Genomic DNA, 16,694 nt, shown 5'->3' on the forward strand with positions numbered 1-16,694 from the left:
GGGCTTGAGAAACCATGGGCATGGGAGCCTTTTAGCAGCGCAGGGCCGGATAATAAAGCGTGGTGATTCCCGGGGCCGCTCCCTATTTAAGGGCAGGAACCAGCCTTACGATGACCGCGCCCGGCGGGCAGGAAGGAACGAACCATGTCAGACGCAACCACCACGACCGAACGTCGCTCCCGCGCGGGCTTCGACCTGTCGCCCCCGAACCCGGAGCAGTTCCGCGCCCTCGTGAACAACCTGGACGACGAGGAGCGCCGCGTGCTCCTGGAGCACGGCACGGAGCGGCCCTTCTGCGGCATCTTCAACGAGGCCAAGGAAAAGGGCACCTATTGCTGCCGCCTGTGCGGCCTGCCCCTGTTCAACGCCGGCACCAAGTTCGAATCCGGCACCGGCTGGCCGAGCTTCTTCGACCCGATCGACCGCGATCACATCGCCTTCGTGCGCGATACCAGCTACGGCATGGTCCGCACCGAGATCCGCTGCGCCCGCTGCGAGGGCCATCTCGGCCACGTGTTCAATGACGGCCCTCCCCCGACCGGCGAGCGCTATTGCATGAACTCGGTCTCCATGCGCTTCGTCGCGGACGGCGACCCGCTGCCCGACGAGCTGGGGCGCGGCGCCCCGGAGGGCGAGGTGATGGGCTGAGGCCCCCATGGAGCCCGGCCTTCAGAAAACGGATGACGGGGCGGGCGCCGGTTTCTACGCCCGCCTGCCGGTCTTCGACCATTTTTCCCAGCTCACCGATCCGGCCCTCTACATGCCCGTTCCGGACGACTGGGTTCTCGGCCTCAGCGATATCGTCAGCTCCACCTCGGCGATCCGGGCGGGGCGCTACAAGGAGGTCAACACGGCTGCCGCCGCCGTCATCGCGGCGGTGGCGAACAAGCTCGGGACGAACGAATTTCCCTTCGTGTTCGGCGGCGACGGGGCGAGCTTCGCCCTGCCGGCCCTGCAATCCGAACTCGCCCGGGAAGCGCTGACCGACGTCGCCGCCTGGGTGCGGGACGCCTTCGGCTTCGAGCTGCGCATCGCCCTCATTCCGGTCTCGGAGATCAGGGCGCATGGCCACGACGTGCGCATCGCCCGCTACGCCGCATCGCCGGACGTGTCCTACGCCATGTTCTCCGGCGGCGGCCTGGCCTATGCCGAGCGGCAGATGAAGAGCGGCGCCTTCACCATTCCGCCGGCTCCATCGGGCACCCTGCCCGACCTCTCCGGCCTGAGCTGCCGCTTCGATGAGATCAGGCCGGAACGCGGCGTCATCCTCTCCCTGATCATCCTGCCCGCCCCGAAGGCGGATATGGCGGTTTTTAACGCTCTCATCGGCAAGGTGCTCGCCCTGGCAGAGGGTCAGGAAGCCGGTCGCCCGCTCTCTGACAAGGGACCTCCACTGGCATCTCCGTTCAAAGGGTTCGCGATGGAGGCCAAGACCGTGAGGACAGGCGGGCTTCGCCTCTGGCCCCTGGCGCGGCTCGCCGCCGGGCGTTTGGTCTCGTTCATAGTTTTCCGAACCGGTCGCCATTTCGGCGACTTCGATCCTGTTCGATACCGTCACCAGCTTGTCGAGAATACCGACTTCCGAAAGTTCGACGATGGCCTGCGCATGACGCTCGACTGCACGCCCGCCCTCGCTGACCGGTTGGAGACAATGCTGTCGGAGGCCGAAGAACAGGGCATCGCCCGCTATGGCCTGCACCGGCAGGAGGCGGCTCTCATGACCTGCTTCGTCCCCTCGCCCACCCGAGCCGACCACATCCATTTTGTCGACGGCGCCATGGGCGGCTACGCCATGGCCGCGCAGGCGCTGAAGCCCGTGTCGTAAAGGGCCGTCATCCCAGACGGCGAAGCCGATCCGAGATCGCCGGAGGAATGTGGCTCGGATCTTCCCTCCCCCTCTGCGGGGGAGGGTGGCGAACGGAGTGAGCCGGGAGAGGGGCAGTCCGGTCGAGCGCAGCCCCTCTCCCGACCTGCTTCGCAGGCCACCCTCTCCCGCAGAGGGGAGACGGTTCGGCGCGCGCTCCTCATCCAACAATTCCAGATCGGCCGCCGTCTGAGGTGACGCTCTACGGGTTCACCCGATCAGCGAAACGGTCTTGTCATCGGCAAGCATCCGCCTCGCCTCCACCGAGTCCCTGTCCATCCGGACGATCAGCGCCTCGACCCCGTCGAACCTCTCCTCGCCGCGGATCCAGCCGACGAATTCCACATCCAGGACCTGCCCGTAGAGATCGCCGGCGAAATCGAACAGATGCACCTCGAGGAGCGGTGCGCCGTTGTCGAAGGTGGGGCGGCGGCCGAAGCTGGCGACGCCGTCGACGATCTTTCCGCCCACCGACGCCCGCACCGCATAGATGCCGTGCCGGAGGCGGCAATCGTCGGGCAGCCGCATATTGGCCGTGGGGTAGCCGAGGACCCGGCCGCGCTTGTCGCCGTGGCGGACCTCGGCGCGGACGAACCAGCGATAGCCGAGGAGCCGGTTGGCGGTGGCGATATCGCCCGCCTCCAGGGCGGCCCGGATGGCGCTGGAGGAGACCGGCTCGGTGCCTTCGATGACGGCCGGCGCGATGATGCAATCCAGCCCCCGCTCCCGGCACAGCTCCATCATGCGGGCCGGATTGCCCTCGCGCCCGCGCCCGAAGTGAAAGTCGTGGCCGATCACCACGCCCGACAGCTCAAGGTCCTGCGCCAGCACGTCCACGAAGCCCGCCGCCGTGAGCGCGGCGAGCGATGCGTCGAAGCGCCTCTGGAAGACGCCCGCGAGGCCGAGACGCGCGAAGATCGCGAGCTTCACCGGCTCCGGCGTGAGGCGAAACAGCGGCCGGTCGGGCTGGAAGAAGGTGCGCGGATGCGGCTCGAAGGTGACGACCGCAGCAGGCCGCCCGGAGGTCAGGGCCATGCTCAGGAGGTGCCGGTGCCCGCGATGCACCCCGTCGAAATTGCCAATGGCCGCCACGGCTCCCTTGAGGCTCCCGGGCACGGGCTCGCCATCGCGGCAGATCGCGAAGGAGGTGGGCATCAGGGGAGAACCTCGGAACTCATCTGGGACTGTCAGTGCCGCGCGACCCTGTCGAAATCCGATCCACGGGTCAAGGGAAGAGACGAGGGCGGCTGCCTCGGTGTCATTCCCGGCCGGAGCGTCAGCGGAGGGGAAGGGAATCCATGGCGTCACGCCTGATCGTGGATCCCCTTCCCGGCCTCACGGCCGCCGGGGATGACAACGCGGAAGCGGCCTCACCAGGACAGCACATCTGTAAACGCGGTCGGCCGTACCGGCTGGCGGTCCACCCAATCCTGCACGTGATCCGAGACCAGATCGCCCTTGTGGAGGCCAAGCTCCTCCGCATGGATGCCGCGGGCGATCATCAGGGCGTCGATGCCGAAGCCTACGGCGCCTGCGATGTCGGTGCGGATCGCGTCGCCGACGGCCAGCACCCTGTCCTTCGGGATCGGATGCCCGGCCAGATCGGACGCGACAGTGAGGGCCCGCTCGTAGACCGGGCGGTGAGGCTTTCCGGCATAGAAGACTTCGCCGCCCATCTCCTCATAGGCGAGCGCGATGGTGCCCGCGCAGGGCAGGATCATGTGGCCGCGCTCGACCACGAGATCGGGATTGGCGCAGACCATGAGCAGGTTGCGCCGGCGCATGGCCTCGAGTTGCGGACGGTAATCCTCGACCGTCTCCTCCTCGTCGTTGTCGAAGCCGGAGCAGACCACGTAATCCGCCTCCTCGATGGAGCCGAAGCGCGCATCGAGACCGTTGTAGATCGGCATGTCGCGGGGCGGGCCGATATGGTGCACCACCTTGTCGATGCGCTCCTGAATGGCAAGCCGGGTCAGATCGCCCGAGGTGACGATGGCGTCATAGGCCGTCCGCGGCACCTGGAACCCGTCGAGCTGCGTCCCCACCGAGGCGCCGGGGCGCGGGGCATTGGACACGAGCACCACGCGACCGCCCTTGGCGCGAAAGCGCGTGAGCGCGTCGCTTGCGGCCACATAGGCTTTGATGCCGTTGTGCAGCACGCCCCAGACATCGCAGAGAATGAGGTCGTAGCGCTCGGCGAGGGGCTGCAGCCCCTCGACGTGAAGGGGACGGGACAAGGCGGTCATGGGGTCTCGCTCGCGCATCGTGCGGACAAAGTGGACCCGGTTTTCCGGTCTACACGATGCGCACTTTAAGATGATGAGACCGGCGGGTAGGCCGTAGCGACTTCCAAGTCAACCGGCCTGCCGCAGACGGGTTGGCGCATCCTCGAGGCCGAAAGGCCGCGGCAGGTCCTGCTCGCCGGCGATCTCCGGCTTGATCGGGCGCGGCGCCGCGAAGGCAAAGCCCTGGGCGAGCGGCATGCCGAGCTCCGTCAGAACCGGCACCATCTCGTCCCGGTCCACCCGCTCGGCGATCAGCCGGATGCCCTGGCGGCGCAGCGCGGAGGCGAAGTCCCGCACGTCGAGCTCCGGCCCCGCATAGCGTCCGTCCTCCTGCTCGGCGGCCCGGATCATCAGGTCGGCCGGCAGCTTCATGAAGCGGACACCGAGATCCGCCAGCGCCTGCGGGTCGAACCGGAGGTCCGCGGCACGGTCGAGGGAGAACGGCACGCCCCGGTCGCGCAGACTCGCCAGCGCCGCCTTGAGGTCGGCATCGAGGTGGCGCCAGCTGTGCTGGGGCAGCTCCAGCACGATCCTTCCGAGGACTTCCGGGGCGGAATCGAGCAGCCGCGCCAGGGACCAGAGGAAGCCCGGCTCCACGATGGAATGAGCCGACAGGTTCACTCCCACGATGGCCTCGCTGCCGCGGGCCATGAGATGGCGGGCGACCGCCATGGTGCGGATCAGGATGCGCCGGTCGAAATCGGAGGCGCGGCCGGAGCATTCGAGAACGGGCAGGAACTCCGCCGGGGGGAGCAGCGTCCCGTCCGCCAGGCGCAGCCGCGCCAGCACCTCATAGAAGCGGATCTTGCCCTGCGGCAGCGACACGATGGGCTGGAGGTGCAGCTCGATCCGGTCCGCCTCGAAGGCCTGGGTGACGAGCCTGATCCGGCTCATCTCGTCCGCTGAGATCCTGCGGATCGAGGGCAGCAGCGACGGTTCGGGAAAGCTCTCAGCCCCGGCCCCGGAGCCCCCCACGAGCGTCAGGGAAGGCTTGGCGCGCAGCGACGGCGCGGCGCCCTCCAGCGCCTCCGCAGCCTTGGCGAGCTCGCGCAGGAGACCCGCCGCGCCCTGCCCGGCACTCCTGGCCCGCTGCGGCGCGGGCGGAGCATCCGGGAATGCTGGCCTGCTTCCCGCCTCGGCCTGCTGCCGGAGGAGGATGAGACCGCCGATCACCATGGTGATGAGCACGGCGAAGACCGGCAGGACGAGCCCCGCCTCCATCGGCACATAGGCCGAAGCGGATGCCGTCAGGATGGCCGGCGTGAAGGCGAGCAAAGCCGCCTTCCGGCCCGTCAGGACCGGATTCATTTTCTTGTTGTTGACCATGGGTGCCCCCGCTCCCCTGGCTCGGGGCTGATGCCCGAATCAGTGTCTTAACCGAATGTGAATCACGGCGAATCGCGAGGCAAGTTTCGCATTCCCGCAATGGACATTTTTGCGCAACCGCGCGTTGCTCGCTCAGGACCCGTAGGACAGTTTGGAAAGGGCGTATCGATGGAAGAACCTCGTAAAGACCTGCTCATGCAGGTTGAGGGAATGACCTGCCAGGGCTGCGTCAACTCGGTCACCAAGGCGATCCAGCGGCTGGATCCCGGCGCCAAGGTCGAGGTGGACCTGGATCATGGGCGCGTGCATGTGGTCACCAAGGCGCAGGCCCTCGAGGTGACCCAGGCTCTCAATGCCGCCGGCTATGAGGCGACCGGCATGACGATGTAGGGCTAGGCCTGCGCCCCGCTCATGGCTCGGCGCAAAGTTCCTTTTGCTGCCTCCGGAAACGGCTGCTAGGCTCCCCGCCAGCCATTTCCGGGGACACGCCATGACTGCCCAGACATCCCGCGCCGCCAACGACTCTCTCGCACCCAACGATCTCGAGGCCTGGTGGCTTCCGTTCACGGCCAACCGCTCGTTCAAGCAGCGGCCCAGGATGATCGCCCGCGCCAAGGGCATGTACTACTACACTCCCGAGGGCCGCGAGGTGATCGACGGCGCGGCCGGCCTCTGGTGCTGCAACGCGGGCCACAACCGGGACGAGATCACCCGGGCCATCCAGGCCCAGGCCGAGGAGCTCGACTATTCGCCCGCCTTCCAGTTCGGCCATGCGGGCGGCTTTGCGCTGGCCTCCCGCCTCGCCCAGCTCGCCCCCGGCGACCTGAACCACGTGTTCTTCTGCAACTCGGGCTCCGAGGCGGTCGACACCGCTCTTAAAGTCGCTCTCGCCTACTGGAACGCCAAGGGTCAGGGCAGCAAGACGCGCCTCATCGGCCGCGAGCGCGGCTATCACGGCGTCGGCTTCGGCGGCATCTCGGTGGGCGGCATCGTGAAGAACCGCCAGTTCTTCGGCTCGCTCTTAGCCGGCGTCGACCACCTGCCCCACACCTATAACCGCGAGAAGCAGGCCTTCGCCCGCGGCGAGCCCGAATGGGGCGCGCATCTGGCGGACGAACTCGACCGCATCGTGGCGCTGCACGACGCCTCCACCATCGCGGCCGTGATCGTCGAGCCGATGGCCGGCTCCACGGGCGTTCTGGCGGCTCCCAAGGGCTATCTCAAGCGCCTGCGCGAGATCTGCGACAAGCATGGCATCCTGCTGATCTTCGACGAGGTCATCACCGGCTTCGGCCGCCTCGGCACAGCCTTCGCCGCCGAGCGCTACGGCGTGATCCCGGACATGATCACCTTCGCCAAGGGGGTGAATTCCGGTGCCGTACCCATGGGCGGCGTGATGGTACGCCAGGGGCTCTACGACACCTTCATGAAGGGTCCGGAGCACATGATCGAGCTGTTCCACGGCTACACCTATTCCGGCCACCCGCTCGCCTGCGCGGCCGCTCTCGCGGCACAGGACATCTACCGGGACGAGAAGCTCTTTGAGCGGGCAAAAACCCTTGAGCCAGTCTGGGCCGATGCGATCCATGGGCTGAAAGGCCTGCCGAACGTGCTCGACATCCGCACCATCGGGCTCGTCGGCGCCATCGACCTCGCCTCGCGCCCCGATGCGGTCGGCGCCCGCGCCTTCGAGGCCATGGACCGCGGCTTCCAGGAGCACGGCATCATGATGCGCATCACCGGCGACACCATCGCCCTCTCCCCGCCGCTCATCGTCACCGAGGAGCAGATCGGCGAGATCGTCGACAAGCTCGCAAAGGTGATCAAGGCGGTGGCTTAAGATATCTCACACATTCCACGTCATGGCCGGGCTCGTCCCGGCCATCTCGTTCTGAAGAGTGCCGCGCCTTTCCAATCGAGATCACCGGCACAAGGCCGGTGATGACGTGAGAGGGTGTCATTCCCGGCCGGAGCGTCAGCGGAGGGGAAGGGAATCCATAGCGCCGAGGGTGTGAGTGGATCCCCTTCCCTCGCCTTTGGCTCGCCGGGGATGACAGTGGAGTTGCATATCTCGCAACCCCAACCCTTGCCCCTCCCAGCCGCAGGGAGTAGGACCGCAGCACGTTTTTCCAATCCAACAGCTGCTGTAAGAAACCATGTCCAAGGCCGACAAGATCAAGGCCCGCGCCCCGCGCGGCTTTGCCGACCGCACCCCCGCCGACCTCGCCGCCACCGAGCGCATGCTCGCGGCGATCCGTGAATCCTATGAGCTCTACGGCTTCGAGGGCGTCGAGACGCCCTTCGTCGAGTACACGGATTCGCTGGGCAAGTTCCTGCCCGACCAGGACCGGCCGAACGAGGGCGTGTTCTCGTTCCAGGACGACGACGAGCAGTGGCTGTCGCTCCGCTACGACCTGACCGCGCCGCTCGCCCGCTACGTGGCCGAGAACTTCGATGCGCTGCCCAAGCCCTATCGCAGCTACCGGGCCGGCTGGGTGTTCCGCAACGAGAAGCCGGGTCCCGGCCGCTTCCGCCAGTTCATGCAGTTCGATGCGGACACGGTGGGGGCTGCCTCCGTCGCGGCCGATGCGGAAATCTGCATGATGGCCGCCGACACGATGGAGCGGCTCGGGCTGAAGCGCGGCGACTTCATCATCAAGATCAACAACCGCAAGGTTCTGGACGGGGTGCTCGAGGCCATCGGCCTCGGCGGAGAGGACAAGGCGGGCCAGCGCCTCACGGTGCTGCGCGCCATCGACAAGCTCGACCGGCTCGGGCCCGAGGGCGTGAGCCAGCTTCTGGGCGCGGGCCGCAAGGACGAGAGCGGCGACTTCACGAAGGGCGCAGGTCTCGAGCCTGACGCCATCGAACGCGTTCTGGCCTTCACGGCCGCCAAGGGCGCTGATAATGCCGCGACGGTCGAGAACCTGCGCAAGGTCGTCGGCTCCTCCGCCCGGGGTCTCGAAGGCGCGGACGAGCTTGCGGAAATCGCATCGCTCGTCGCCTCCTCCGGCTACGAGGATCGCGTGACCATCGATCCTTCCGTCGTCCGCGGCCTCGAATACTACACCGGCCCCGTCTACGAGGCCGAGCTGACCTTCCAGGTTCAGGACGAGGACGGGCGCCCCGTCCGCTTTGGTTCGGTCGGCGGCGGCGGGCGCTATGACGGCCTCGTGGGCCGCTTCCGCTCCGAGCCCGTTCCGGCCACCGGCTTCTCCATCGGCGTCTCGCGCCTGCTCTCGGCCCTGCAGATGGTCAAAAGCCCTATCGTGTCCGGATCTGAGAAGCCCGGTCCCGTGGTGGTGCTCGTCATGGACAAGGACCAGATCGCCGCCTACCAGCGCATGGTTTCAGCCCTGCGCCAGGCCGGCATCCGGGCCGAGCTCTATCTCGGCTCCTCGGGCATGAAGGCCCAGATGAAATATGCCGACCGGCGGGGAAGCCCCTGCGTGATCATTCAGGGCTCCAACGAGCGCGAGCGCGGCGAGGTCGAGATCAAGGACCTGATCGAGGGCGCCAAGGCAGCAGGCGCCATCGCCTCCAACGAGGAGTGGAAGGCCGCCCGCCCGGCGCAGTTCTCGGTCGCCGAGAGCAAGCTTGTCGAGGCCGTGCGCGAGGTTCTCGCCCGCCACTTCGGATAGCCTTGGCCGTTCGGGAACCCCCGTGCTCAGCTCGGGGTTGTCTGGGAAGCTTGACCATCAGGAGATGAACATGGCGAAGGACAAGAAGAGCGACAGCAAAACGAAGAAGGCCTCAGGCAAGAGCACCGGCACGAAGCTGGCGAAGTCGGCCAAGAAGTCGGGTCTCATGGATCTGGTCAATTCGGAGCTCGGGCGCGAGATCCTGGCCGACGCCCTCATCGCCGCCGCCGGCGCGGCCGCTGCCGCCCTGACCCGGACCCGCACCGCGAAGAAGGCAGGCTCCGCCGTGGCGGATGCCGGCTCCCAGACCGCCGACCTGTCCCAGACGGCCGCCGGCGCCGTCGCGGGCGTGGTCACGGAAGCCGCCCGCCACTTCCTGCCCCCGACCCTCGTGGGCGAAGAGGGCGGCAAGGCGGAGCCCAAGAAGGTCAAATACGTCAACCGCTCCAGCGACCACAGCAAGCGCAAGACGACGAAGGCCAAACCCCAGAAGAGCGCCACGGCCGAGAAGCGCTGAGTTTATCTGCCCTCAACTCCCCTCGTCATGGCCGGGTTTGTCCCGGCCATCCACGTTTTAAGAGGGTCGAGACGTGGATCCCCGGAACAAGTCCGGGATGACGCCCCTCCTCCGTTCACCCTTCCGGCCAAAAACAATCGCCTTCGCGCCCGAGCATTGCTAGAGAGCATGCCAACACAAGGATTGGGCAGGGCCAGTGACGGAGACGGATGCCATTGTTGCGCTGATCGCGCTCTTCGAGCGCGAGGGCTATGCGCGTGTCGAGCCCCCGGTGCTCCAGCCGGCGGACGTGTTCATCGACCTGTCAGGCGAGGATATCCGGCGGCGCATGTTCGTCACGCAGGATGCGGCCGGCACGGAGCTGTGCCTGCGGCCCGAATACACCATTCCCGTCTGCCTCCAGCATCTCGCCCAGCGCGGCGCCGAGCCCCTGGGCTATTCCTATGGCGGCCCGGTCTTCCGGATGCGCACCCACGAGAGCGGCGAGTTCCTGCAGGCGGGCCTTGAATCCATCGGCCGGACGGATGTGTCGGCGGTCGATGCGGAAATCCTTGCCCTCGCCCTCGAAGGCCTCGCCCGGCTCGGCGGCCCCTCGCCTGTCGTGAAGCTTGGCGACATGGGGCTTCTCCATGCCCTGATCGACGCGCTCGGCGTCGCGCCGGCCGCCAAGCGGCGGGTGATCCGGGCCATCGTGTCGGGCGAGGGCCTGGCGAGCCTCGCCGAGCCCGAGGGTCCGGCCGCCCAGGAGCACGCGGGCCTTCTCGCGGCCATCGAGGGGCAGGCGCCCCAGGCGGCCAAGGCCTTCGTCGAGGACATCCTGTCGATTGCGGGCATCGCCCGGGTCGGCGGGCGCAGCGCCGGCGAGATCGCCGAGCGCTTCCTCGCCCGCGCGGCCAACCGCACCGGCCTCACCGACGAGGCCAGGCAGGTGCTGGAGCGTTACCTTGCCATTGCCGGCGATCCTGATCAGGCGGCCCACTCGGTCCGGTCCCTGGCCAGGGACGCGGGCCTCGACATCGGCCCGGCCCTGACCCTGTTCGAGGAGCGCACCGGCTTCATGGCCGCCCGTGGCCTCGACGTGCGGGGCTTCTCGTTTGCCGCCACCTTCGCGCGCAATCTCGACTACTACACCGGCTTCATCTTCGAGGTGCAGGACCCGCGCCGCCACGATGGCAAGCCAGTCGTCGGCGGCGGGCGCTACGACCGCCTGCTGGAGCACCTGGGCGCCGAAGCCCCGATCCCGGCCGTCGGCTGCTCGTTCTGGCTCGACCGCATCGTGGGGAGGCCCTGATGACCCAATCCCCTCTCATCCTGGCCGTTCCCTCCAAGGGGCGCCTACAGGAGAACGCGGCCGCGTTCTTCGCCCGCGCCGGCCTCGTCTTCACCCAGTCCCGCGGGGCGCGCGACTATCGTGGCACCCTGGCGGGCGTGCCCGACGTGGAGGTCGCTTTCCTGTCGGCCTCCGAGATCGTGAGCCAGCTCAGCTCGGGCACGGCCCATCTCGGCATCACGGGCGAGGACCTGGTGCGCGAGCAGATCCCGGATGCGGATGCGGCCGTCGAGCTGCTGACGCCGCTCGGCTTCGGCCATGCCAACGTGGTGGTGGCCGTGCCGCAGGCCTGGATCGATGTGCGCAATATGGCCGACCTCGACGAGGTGGCGGCCGATCTGCGCGCCCGCCACGGCTATAAGATGCGCGTCGCGACGAAATACGTGAACCTCACCCGCCGCTTCTTCGCCGAGAAGGGCGTGTCCGACTACCGGATCGTCGAGAGCCTGGGGGCCACGGAAGGCGCGCCGGGCGCAGGCTCCGCGGAGCTGATCGTCGACATCACCACCACAGGCGCGACGCTTGCGGCCAACGCCTTAAAAATCCTCGACGACGGCGTGATGCTGCGCTCGGAGGCCAACCTCGTCGCCTCCACCCGGGCGCCCTGGACGGACCGGGCCAAAGCCGCCGCGACGGCGGTGCTCACGCGCATCGCCGCCGAGGAGGAAGCCCGCACGAGCCGCGAGGTTCGAGCGTGTCTCGATCCGGCGAAAGCCTCGGCCCTGGCGCCGCTCGTCAGGGAGCATGGGGCCTCCCTGCCCTATGGCAACGCCCTCGGGCGCGAGATCGTGATCCACTGCCGCACGGCGACCGTGTTCGACATCGTGACGGCCCTGCAGGGCCTCGGGGCCCAGGACATCTCCGTCCGCGCCTTCGACTATCTGTTCCGTCCGACGAATGCCCTGACCGAACGACTGCTGAACCGCATCGGCTAGGTGCGATTTTTCACGCGGAGCTAGGACAACAACACCCTGTGACCACCTTGGGCGTTGCCTCAGGGCGCAAGGTTCCTTATGGTCCGGGCGTTTTTCCGTTGTAGAGGTTCCGATGAACGCGCTTCGACTTGCGACATTCCTGGCGGCCCTGGCCGCCGTCTCGGGAGCTCATGCCCAATCGGCCGCGACCCTCGGCCGCCCGGTCGGCCCCACCCGCCAGGTGGACACCAAGGTTCCGCAGCCGGGACAGAACGGCAAGATCTTCCCGCTCAACTCCTCCTGGGTGGCCGTGAGCCTGAACGGCAAGCCCTTCAGCGGCGAGCGTCCGAGCTTCAGGCTCGACGACCAGATGCGCGCCACCGGCTTTTCCGGCTGCAACACCTATGCCACCGCGGCCTACCCGCTGCGCGAGCAGGTGCTGGCCGTCGGCCCCTTCGCCCTGACCAAGAAGAGCTGCGACAAGTCCGCCATGGCCATCGAGCAGGCCTTCCTGGTGGCGCTCCGCTCCTCGGGCAAGTGGGACATCGAGGGCCGCAACCTGATCATCAAGACACAGAACGGCGGACAGCTGGTGTTCGAGCGCTCTCTCTGAGGCCTTCGCTGAGGTTGAACAAAAAGGCCGGCGTGAAGCCGGCCTTTTTCGTTTGCGCTCGGGATGACGCTTTCGGCTATTCCGCAGGCTCGGCCTGGCGCAGGTCCACCGGGGTGGAGAGGCCGTTCTCGGTCCGCTTCATGTCGATGCGCCGGTCATGGAAGGCCGCGAGCGTCGATCGATGGCCGATGGAGACCACCGTGGTCTGCGGCAGCTTTTCCCTGATGATGCGGTAGACCTCCGCCTCGGTCGGCTCATCGAGGGCCGCGGTCGCCTCGTCCAGGAACAGCCAGTCGGGCTTGGCGAGAAGCGCGCGGGCGACGGCGAGGCGCTGCTGTTCGCCGAGCGACAGGGTCTGGCCCCAGGCCCGCTCCTCGTCGAGGCGCTCGGCGATCTGGGGCAGCTTCGCCGCCCGCAGGGCCTCTGCAATGTCGGCGTCGCTGTAGGCGTTCGCCTCCCCGGGATACGTCACCGCCTCGCGCAGATTGCCGATGGGGATGTAGGGCCGCTGCGGCAGGAGCATCATGGTCTGCCCCTCCGGCACCTGAACCTCGCCCTCGCCGAACGGCCAGATTCCCGCGATGGTGCGGAACAGGGTGGACTTTCCCGAGCCCGACAGGCCGGTCATGAGCGTGCGCTCGCCCGGACGGAAGGCAAGGCTGTCCGTGTGCATGAGGGCGCTGCCGTCGGGCAGGCGCACGTCCAGGTCCTTCAGGCGCAGCTCGCGGCCGGGCACCTGCGAAATGGCAAGCTTGCTCTCGCCGCCGACCCGCTGCGCCGACGCGATGGCGCCCTCGAAGGTGGTGAGGCGGTCGAGCACGGCCTTGTAGTCGGCGAGCGTGGTGTAGATGGTGATGAAGTAGGTGAGCGCCGACTCCACCCGCGAGAAGGCGCCGACCACCTGCTGCATCTGGCCAAGCGTGATCCTGCCGATGAAGTAGTAGGGCGCCGTAAGGATGTAGGGCACGACCACGTTGGCCTGAAAATAGGCGGACGTGAAGGTGTTCAGCTTGATGAGGCGGACGACGATCCGCATGTAGTTGTCGACGATCTGGCCGAAGCGCCGGGTAAGGCCCTCCCGCTCGGCCGGTTCACCGGACAGGAGCGCCACCTGCTCGGTGTATTCGCGCAGGCGCGCCAGGGAGAAGCGGTAGTTCGCCTCCACCCGCTCCTGCTCGAAGTTGAGGCCGATGAGCGGCCGGCCGATCAGGTGCGTCACCCAGGTGCCGAGGATCGCGTAGCCCGCACAGACCCACACCAGCAGGCCAGGCACTTCGACACTCGTGCCCGGGAAGGTGAAGCCAGCCGAGATGGTCCAGAGGATCGCCACGAAGGACACCAGGGTCGCGGCCTGGTTCATGAGGCCGACGGAGAGCGAATAGGTGCTGTCGACGAACTTGCGCAGGTCCTCGGAGATGCGCTGGTCCGGGTTGTCCGCGCCGCGGCCGATCAGCTGCATCCGGTAATGGGCTCCGTCGCCCAGCCACTCGCTGACGTAATAGCCGTTGAGATAGGCGCGCCAGCGGATGGAGAGCACGTTCTGCAGCAGCACCTCGGTGAGCGCGATGGCCACGAAGACGGCCGCCAGCGGCGTGAAGATGACGAAGAGCTGATACCAGAACGCAGCGGCGTCCTTGGCCTCGAGCGCATTGAACATGTCGCGCGAGAAGAAGCTGAGGCGGACGTTGAGGGCGACCTGCGCGAGGTTGATCGCGATCAGGATCCCGAACATCCAGGTGCCGATGGTGCCCTCCCGCGCCCGCACGAGGCCGATGAACGGGATGCGGATGACGCTGTCGGCCTGGGAATCGAGGTAGCGGTCGGTGATGCGGCAGATGGTGCGCACAACGGGGAGATAGGAAAGACCGTAAATAAGCGCGCCGAACGCCGTCGCCCCGAGAGCGGCGGACGGGGGCGGCACATAGCCCGTGTAGTCGCCCGTGATCGCTCCCAGCACGGCTCCGAGAACCAGCGCCACGAGCACCAGATGCGTGACCGAGAGCATCACCAGAAAGATGCGCAGGAACTTCGGGATCTCGCGCCCAATGAACATGACTCCGGCCAGGGCCAGGGTGGAGAGGGGCAGGTAGAACGGAACGGCGACCGCTCCGGACACGGAGGCCGCGAGAACCCCTAACCCTACGAGTGCCAGCACGAGGCTCGCCTTGATCATACGCATCTCCTGCCAGGATCCCTGCCCGGCTCTTAGAAACTCGAGGCAGCCGGATCAATGGCGCTTGTGGCGAAAGAAAGGAGGAACTTCCTCTCCGGGTGCGCAATAGCGGCCTTGTGACAATAACAGCAGGGTGTCCGGTGCGTTAGAATGTTCTTCAAAACAAACTGTCCTGTTAAAAGAACAAAACCGTTGACATGGAGAACGCCATGTCCCATCTGTCCTGTCCCTAGACGAGACATCCTGAAGACGGGCTTATGAACGCTCCCCTTGCCTATATCGGCGACACGCCGGCGCAGCGCCTGATCCCGGCGCAGCCCATCGTGCGCCTGGAAAAGGTCTCGAAGACCTTCCCCGGCCGCGATGGCCAGCCTGTGACGGCCCTGCGCGGGATCGACCTTGCAGTGCCCCAGGGCTCCATCCTCGGCGTGATCGGCCGCTCCGGCGCCGGCAAGTCCACCCTGATCCGTCTGGTGAACGGCCTCGAGAAGCCCTCGTCCGGCAAGGTGATCGTGGACGGCGCCGACATCGCGGCCCTGCCCGAGGCGGCGCTTCGCCATGCGCGCCGGTCCATCGGAATGATCTTCCAGCACTTCAACCTGCTCTCCTCGCGCACCGCGGCGGACAACATCGCCCTGCCGCTCGAAGTGGCGGGCTTCGGCAAGGCGGAGATCAGAACCAGGGTCGAGGAGCTTCTCGCCCTCGTCGGCCTTTCCGACAAGCGCAACCGTTATCCGTCCGAGCTCTCCGGCGGCCAGAAGCAGCGCGTCGGCATCGCCCGGGCGCTCGCCACCAAACCCAAGGTTCTTCTGTCCGACGAGGCGACCTCGGCCCTCGACCCGGAAACCACCCGGTCGATTCTCGATCTGCTCGCGCGCATCAACGAGGAGCTTGGCCTCACCATCCTGCTCATCACCCACGAGATGGCGGTGATCCGCAACATCGCCCGCGAGGTCGCGGTGATCGAAGGCGGCGGCATCGTCGAGCAGGGCGACGTGTTCGAGGTCTTCACCCGGCCGCGGCACGAGGTGACCCGCTCCTTCCTGGCCGACGAATCCGGCCGTGCGCTGCCGTCTTATGTGGCGAGCCGGCTGCGAACCGAGGCAACGGCCGGAAGCCAGGCGGTGATCCGCATCGGCTTCCGCGGCCCCCATGCCACCGATCCGGTTCTCGCGCGGCTCGCCCGCGATCTCGGCATCGAGGCCAACATCCTGTCCGGCTCGGTGGACGAGATCGCCGGCCGCCCCTTCGGCACCCTGGTGGTCGGCGTGCCGGAGGCATCGGCTGCCGCCACCCTCGATTTTCTGAAGAAGCACGGTCTCGACACGGAGGTCCTCGGCTATGTCGCCTGAGATGATCCGCCTCATCGCCGCCTCCACGGGCGAAACCCTCTACATGGTGGCCGTCTCGGCCCTGATCGCAACCATCCTCGGGCTGCCGCTCGGCGTCTTTCTCGCCACCTCGGCCAAGGGCGAGCTGTTCGCCGCGCCGTGGGTCAACCGGGTGCTCGGCCTGATCGTCAACGCCACGCGCTCCACGCCCTTCATCATCCTGGTGGTCGCGATCATTCCCTTCACGCGCCTGATCGCCGGCACGTCCATCGGCACCAATGCCGCCATCGTGCCGCTGACCATTGCGGCAACGCCCTTCATCGCGCGCCTCATCGAGGGCGCGATCCGCGAAGTGGACCAGGGGCTGATCGAAGCGGCGCGCGCCTTCGGGGCAAGCCCGCTGCAGATCGTCTTGAAGGTTCTGATCCCCGAGGCTCTTCCCGGCATCGTGCTCGGCCTGACCCTCGCCATCGTGTCGCTGCTCGGCTTCTCGGCCATGGTGGGCGCGGTCGGCGGCGGTGGCCTCGGCGATCTCGGCATCCGCTACGGCTACCAGCGCTTCATGCCCGAGATGATGCTTGCCGTGGTGGTCGTGCTCATCGTCCTCGTCCAGGCGGTGCAGAGCATCGGCGACCGCCTCGCCCGCCGCCTCAACAAGCGCATCCGCCACGCCTGATCACCGTCACAACATCGCACAAGG

At 67.4% G+C, this 16,694-nt stretch carries 15 protein-coding genes; 11 read left to right on the forward strand and 4 right to left on the reverse strand.

What is annotated here, in order from left to right; genetic code table 11:
- The first annotated feature begins 144 nt into the window (after positions 1-144).
- The gene (gene msrB, locus JAO75_RS03285; RefSeq protein WP_246742339.1) at positions 145-648 is read left to right on the forward strand and encodes a peptide-methionine (R)-S-oxide reductase MsrB; all 504 of its coding nucleotides are present in this window, start codon (positions 145-147) and stop codon (positions 646-648) included.
- Positions 649-655: 7 nt separating this feature from the next.
- A complete protein-coding gene (locus tag JAO75_RS03290; protein ID WP_199046657.1) occupies positions 656-1,825 on the forward strand; it encodes a DUF3095 domain-containing protein in 1,170 nt (389 codons plus the stop codon).
- Between the two features lie 249 nt (positions 1,826-2,074).
- Here JAO75_RS03290 and JAO75_RS03295 read toward each other — a convergent pair whose 3' ends face one another.
- The 3 genes from JAO75_RS03295 to JAO75_RS03305 all read right to left on the reverse strand — a co-directional run bounded on the left by JAO75_RS03295 (position 2,075) and on the right by JAO75_RS03305 (position 5,475).
- Positions 2,075-3,019, reverse strand: coding sequence for a bifunctional riboflavin kinase/FAD synthetase (locus JAO75_RS03295; RefSeq protein WP_199046658.1), 945 nt, complete (start codon positions 3,017-3,019; stop codon positions 2,075-2,077).
- A 215-nt stretch (positions 3,020-3,234) separates the two neighbouring features.
- Positions 3,235-4,110, reverse strand: a complete 876-nt coding sequence (locus tag JAO75_RS03300; RefSeq protein ID WP_199046660.1) for a TIGR01459 family HAD-type hydrolase — start codon at positions 4,108-4,110, stop codon at positions 3,235-3,237.
- Positions 4,111-4,218: 108 nt separating this feature from the next.
- Positions 4,219-5,475, reverse strand: a complete 1,257-nt coding sequence (locus JAO75_RS03305) for an EAL domain-containing protein (RefSeq protein ID WP_199046661.1) — start codon at positions 5,473-5,475, stop codon at positions 4,219-4,221.
- A 168-nt stretch (positions 5,476-5,643) separates the two neighbouring features.
- On the opposite strand from JAO75_RS03305, the gene JAO75_RS03310 reads away from it, so the two are divergent.
- The 7 genes from JAO75_RS03310 (at position 5,644) to JAO75_RS03340 (ending at position 12,490) form a co-directional block, all read left to right on the forward strand.
- On the forward strand, positions 5,644-5,865 hold the full coding sequence (locus JAO75_RS03310) for a heavy-metal-associated domain-containing protein (protein WP_199046662.1): 222 nt from the start codon (positions 5,644-5,646) through the stop codon (positions 5,863-5,865).
- A gap of 100 nt (positions 5,866-5,965) precedes the next feature.
- Positions 5,966-7,315: an omega-aminotransferase AptA gene (aptA, locus tag JAO75_RS03315; protein ID WP_199046663.1), complete on the forward strand. Its 1,350-nt coding sequence runs from the start codon at positions 5,966-5,968 to the stop codon at positions 7,313-7,315.
- A 316-nt stretch (positions 7,316-7,631) separates the two neighbouring features.
- Complete coding sequence (gene hisS / locus JAO75_RS03320; protein ID WP_199046664.1) at positions 7,632-9,116, forward strand: histidine--tRNA ligase; 1,485 nt, start codon at positions 7,632-7,634, stop codon at positions 9,114-9,116.
- 70 nt (positions 9,117-9,186) lie between these two features.
- Positions 9,187-9,633, forward strand: coding sequence for a hypothetical protein (locus JAO75_RS03325; protein WP_199046665.1), 447 nt, complete (start codon positions 9,187-9,189; stop codon positions 9,631-9,633).
- Positions 9,634-9,829: 196 nt separating this feature from the next.
- Positions 9,830-10,924 (forward strand): ATP phosphoribosyltransferase regulatory subunit, encoded by a 1,095-nt coding sequence (locus tag JAO75_RS03330; RefSeq protein WP_199046666.1) that lies wholly within the window; start codon positions 9,830-9,832, stop codon positions 10,922-10,924.
- Entirely contained in the window at positions 10,924-11,898 is a 975-nt protein-coding gene (gene hisG / locus JAO75_RS03335) for an ATP phosphoribosyltransferase (RefSeq protein WP_199046668.1), read from the forward strand. Before JAO75_RS03330 ends, hisG begins: the two co-directional genes overlap by 1 nt.
- A 112-nt stretch (positions 11,899-12,010) precedes the next feature.
- Positions 12,011-12,490, forward strand: coding sequence for an META domain-containing protein (locus JAO75_RS03340; RefSeq protein WP_199046670.1), 480 nt, complete (start codon positions 12,011-12,013; stop codon positions 12,488-12,490).
- A gap of 76 nt (positions 12,491-12,566) precedes the next feature.
- Here JAO75_RS03340 and JAO75_RS03345 read toward each other — a convergent pair whose 3' ends face one another.
- Positions 12,567-14,663 carry an ABC transporter ATP-binding protein/permease gene (locus tag JAO75_RS03345; protein WP_199046671.1) on the reverse strand — a complete coding sequence of 699 codons (2,097 nt, stop codon included), beginning with the start codon at positions 14,661-14,663 and terminating at the stop codon, positions 12,567-12,569.
- A gap of 257 nt (positions 14,664-14,920) precedes the next feature.
- Between JAO75_RS03345 and JAO75_RS03350 the strand changes: the two genes are divergently transcribed.
- Both JAO75_RS03350 and JAO75_RS03355 read left to right on the forward strand, forming a co-directional pair.
- Positions 14,921-16,015 (forward strand): methionine ABC transporter ATP-binding protein, encoded by a 1,095-nt coding sequence (locus JAO75_RS03350; RefSeq protein WP_246742340.1) that lies wholly within the window; start codon positions 14,921-14,923, stop codon positions 16,013-16,015.
- A complete protein-coding gene (locus JAO75_RS03355) occupies positions 16,005-16,670 on the forward strand; it encodes a methionine ABC transporter permease (RefSeq protein ID WP_199046672.1) in 666 nt (221 codons plus the stop codon). The genes JAO75_RS03350 and JAO75_RS03355 overlap by 11 nt, the downstream gene beginning before the upstream one ends.
- Positions 16,671-16,694: the final 24 nt, after the last annotated feature.

It is taken from the genome of Microvirga splendida, assembly GCF_016427565.1.
GTDB lineage: Bacteria > Pseudomonadota > Alphaproteobacteria > Rhizobiales > Beijerinckiaceae > Microvirga > Microvirga splendida.

Excerpts from the sequence above, each read along its gene's own strand:
- JAO75_RS03345 (WP_199046671.1), bottom strand. The coding sequence starts at position 14,663 with ATGATCAAGGCGAGCCTCGTGCTGGCACTCGTAGGGTTAGGGGTTCTC.
- JAO75_RS03300 (WP_199046660.1), bottom strand. The coding sequence starts at position 4,110 with ATGACCGCCTTGTCCCGTCCCCTTCACGTCGAGGGGCTGCAGCCCCTC.
- JAO75_RS03350 (WP_246742340.1), top strand. The coding sequence starts at position 14,921 with ATGAACGCTCCCCTTGCCTATATCGGCGACACGCCGGCGCAGCGCCTG.
- JAO75_RS03290 (WP_199046657.1), top strand. The coding sequence starts at position 656 with ATGGAGCCCGGCCTTCAGAAAACGGATGACGGGGCGGGCGCCGGTTTC.
- aptA (WP_199046663.1), top strand. The coding sequence starts at position 5,966 with ATGACTGCCCAGACATCCCGCGCCGCCAACGACTCTCTCGCACCCAAC.
- JAO75_RS03325 (WP_199046665.1), top strand. The coding sequence starts at position 9,187 with ATGGCGAAGGACAAGAAGAGCGACAGCAAAACGAAGAAGGCCTCAGGC.
- JAO75_RS03295 (WP_199046658.1), bottom strand. The coding sequence starts at position 3,019 with ATGCCCACCTCCTTCGCGATCTGCCGCGATGGCGAGCCCGTGCCCGGG.
- JAO75_RS03355 (WP_199046672.1), top strand. The coding sequence starts at position 16,005 with ATGTCGCCTGAGATGATCCGCCTCATCGCCGCCTCCACGGGCGAAACC.
- hisG (WP_199046668.1), top strand. The coding sequence starts at position 10,924 with ATGACCCAATCCCCTCTCATCCTGGCCGTTCCCTCCAAGGGGCGCCTA.
- JAO75_RS03305 (WP_199046661.1), bottom strand. The coding sequence starts at position 5,475 with ATGGTCAACAACAAGAAAATGAATCCGGTCCTGACGGGCCGGAAGGCG.
- JAO75_RS03310 (WP_199046662.1), top strand. The coding sequence starts at position 5,644 with ATGGAAGAACCTCGTAAAGACCTGCTCATGCAGGTTGAGGGAATGACC.
- JAO75_RS03340 (WP_199046670.1), top strand. The coding sequence starts at position 12,011 with ATGAACGCGCTTCGACTTGCGACATTCCTGGCGGCCCTGGCCGCCGTC.
- hisS (WP_199046664.1), top strand. The coding sequence starts at position 7,632 with ATGTCCAAGGCCGACAAGATCAAGGCCCGCGCCCCGCGCGGCTTTGCC.
- msrB (WP_246742339.1), top strand. The coding sequence starts at position 145 with ATGTCAGACGCAACCACCACGACCGAACGTCGCTCCCGCGCGGGCTTC.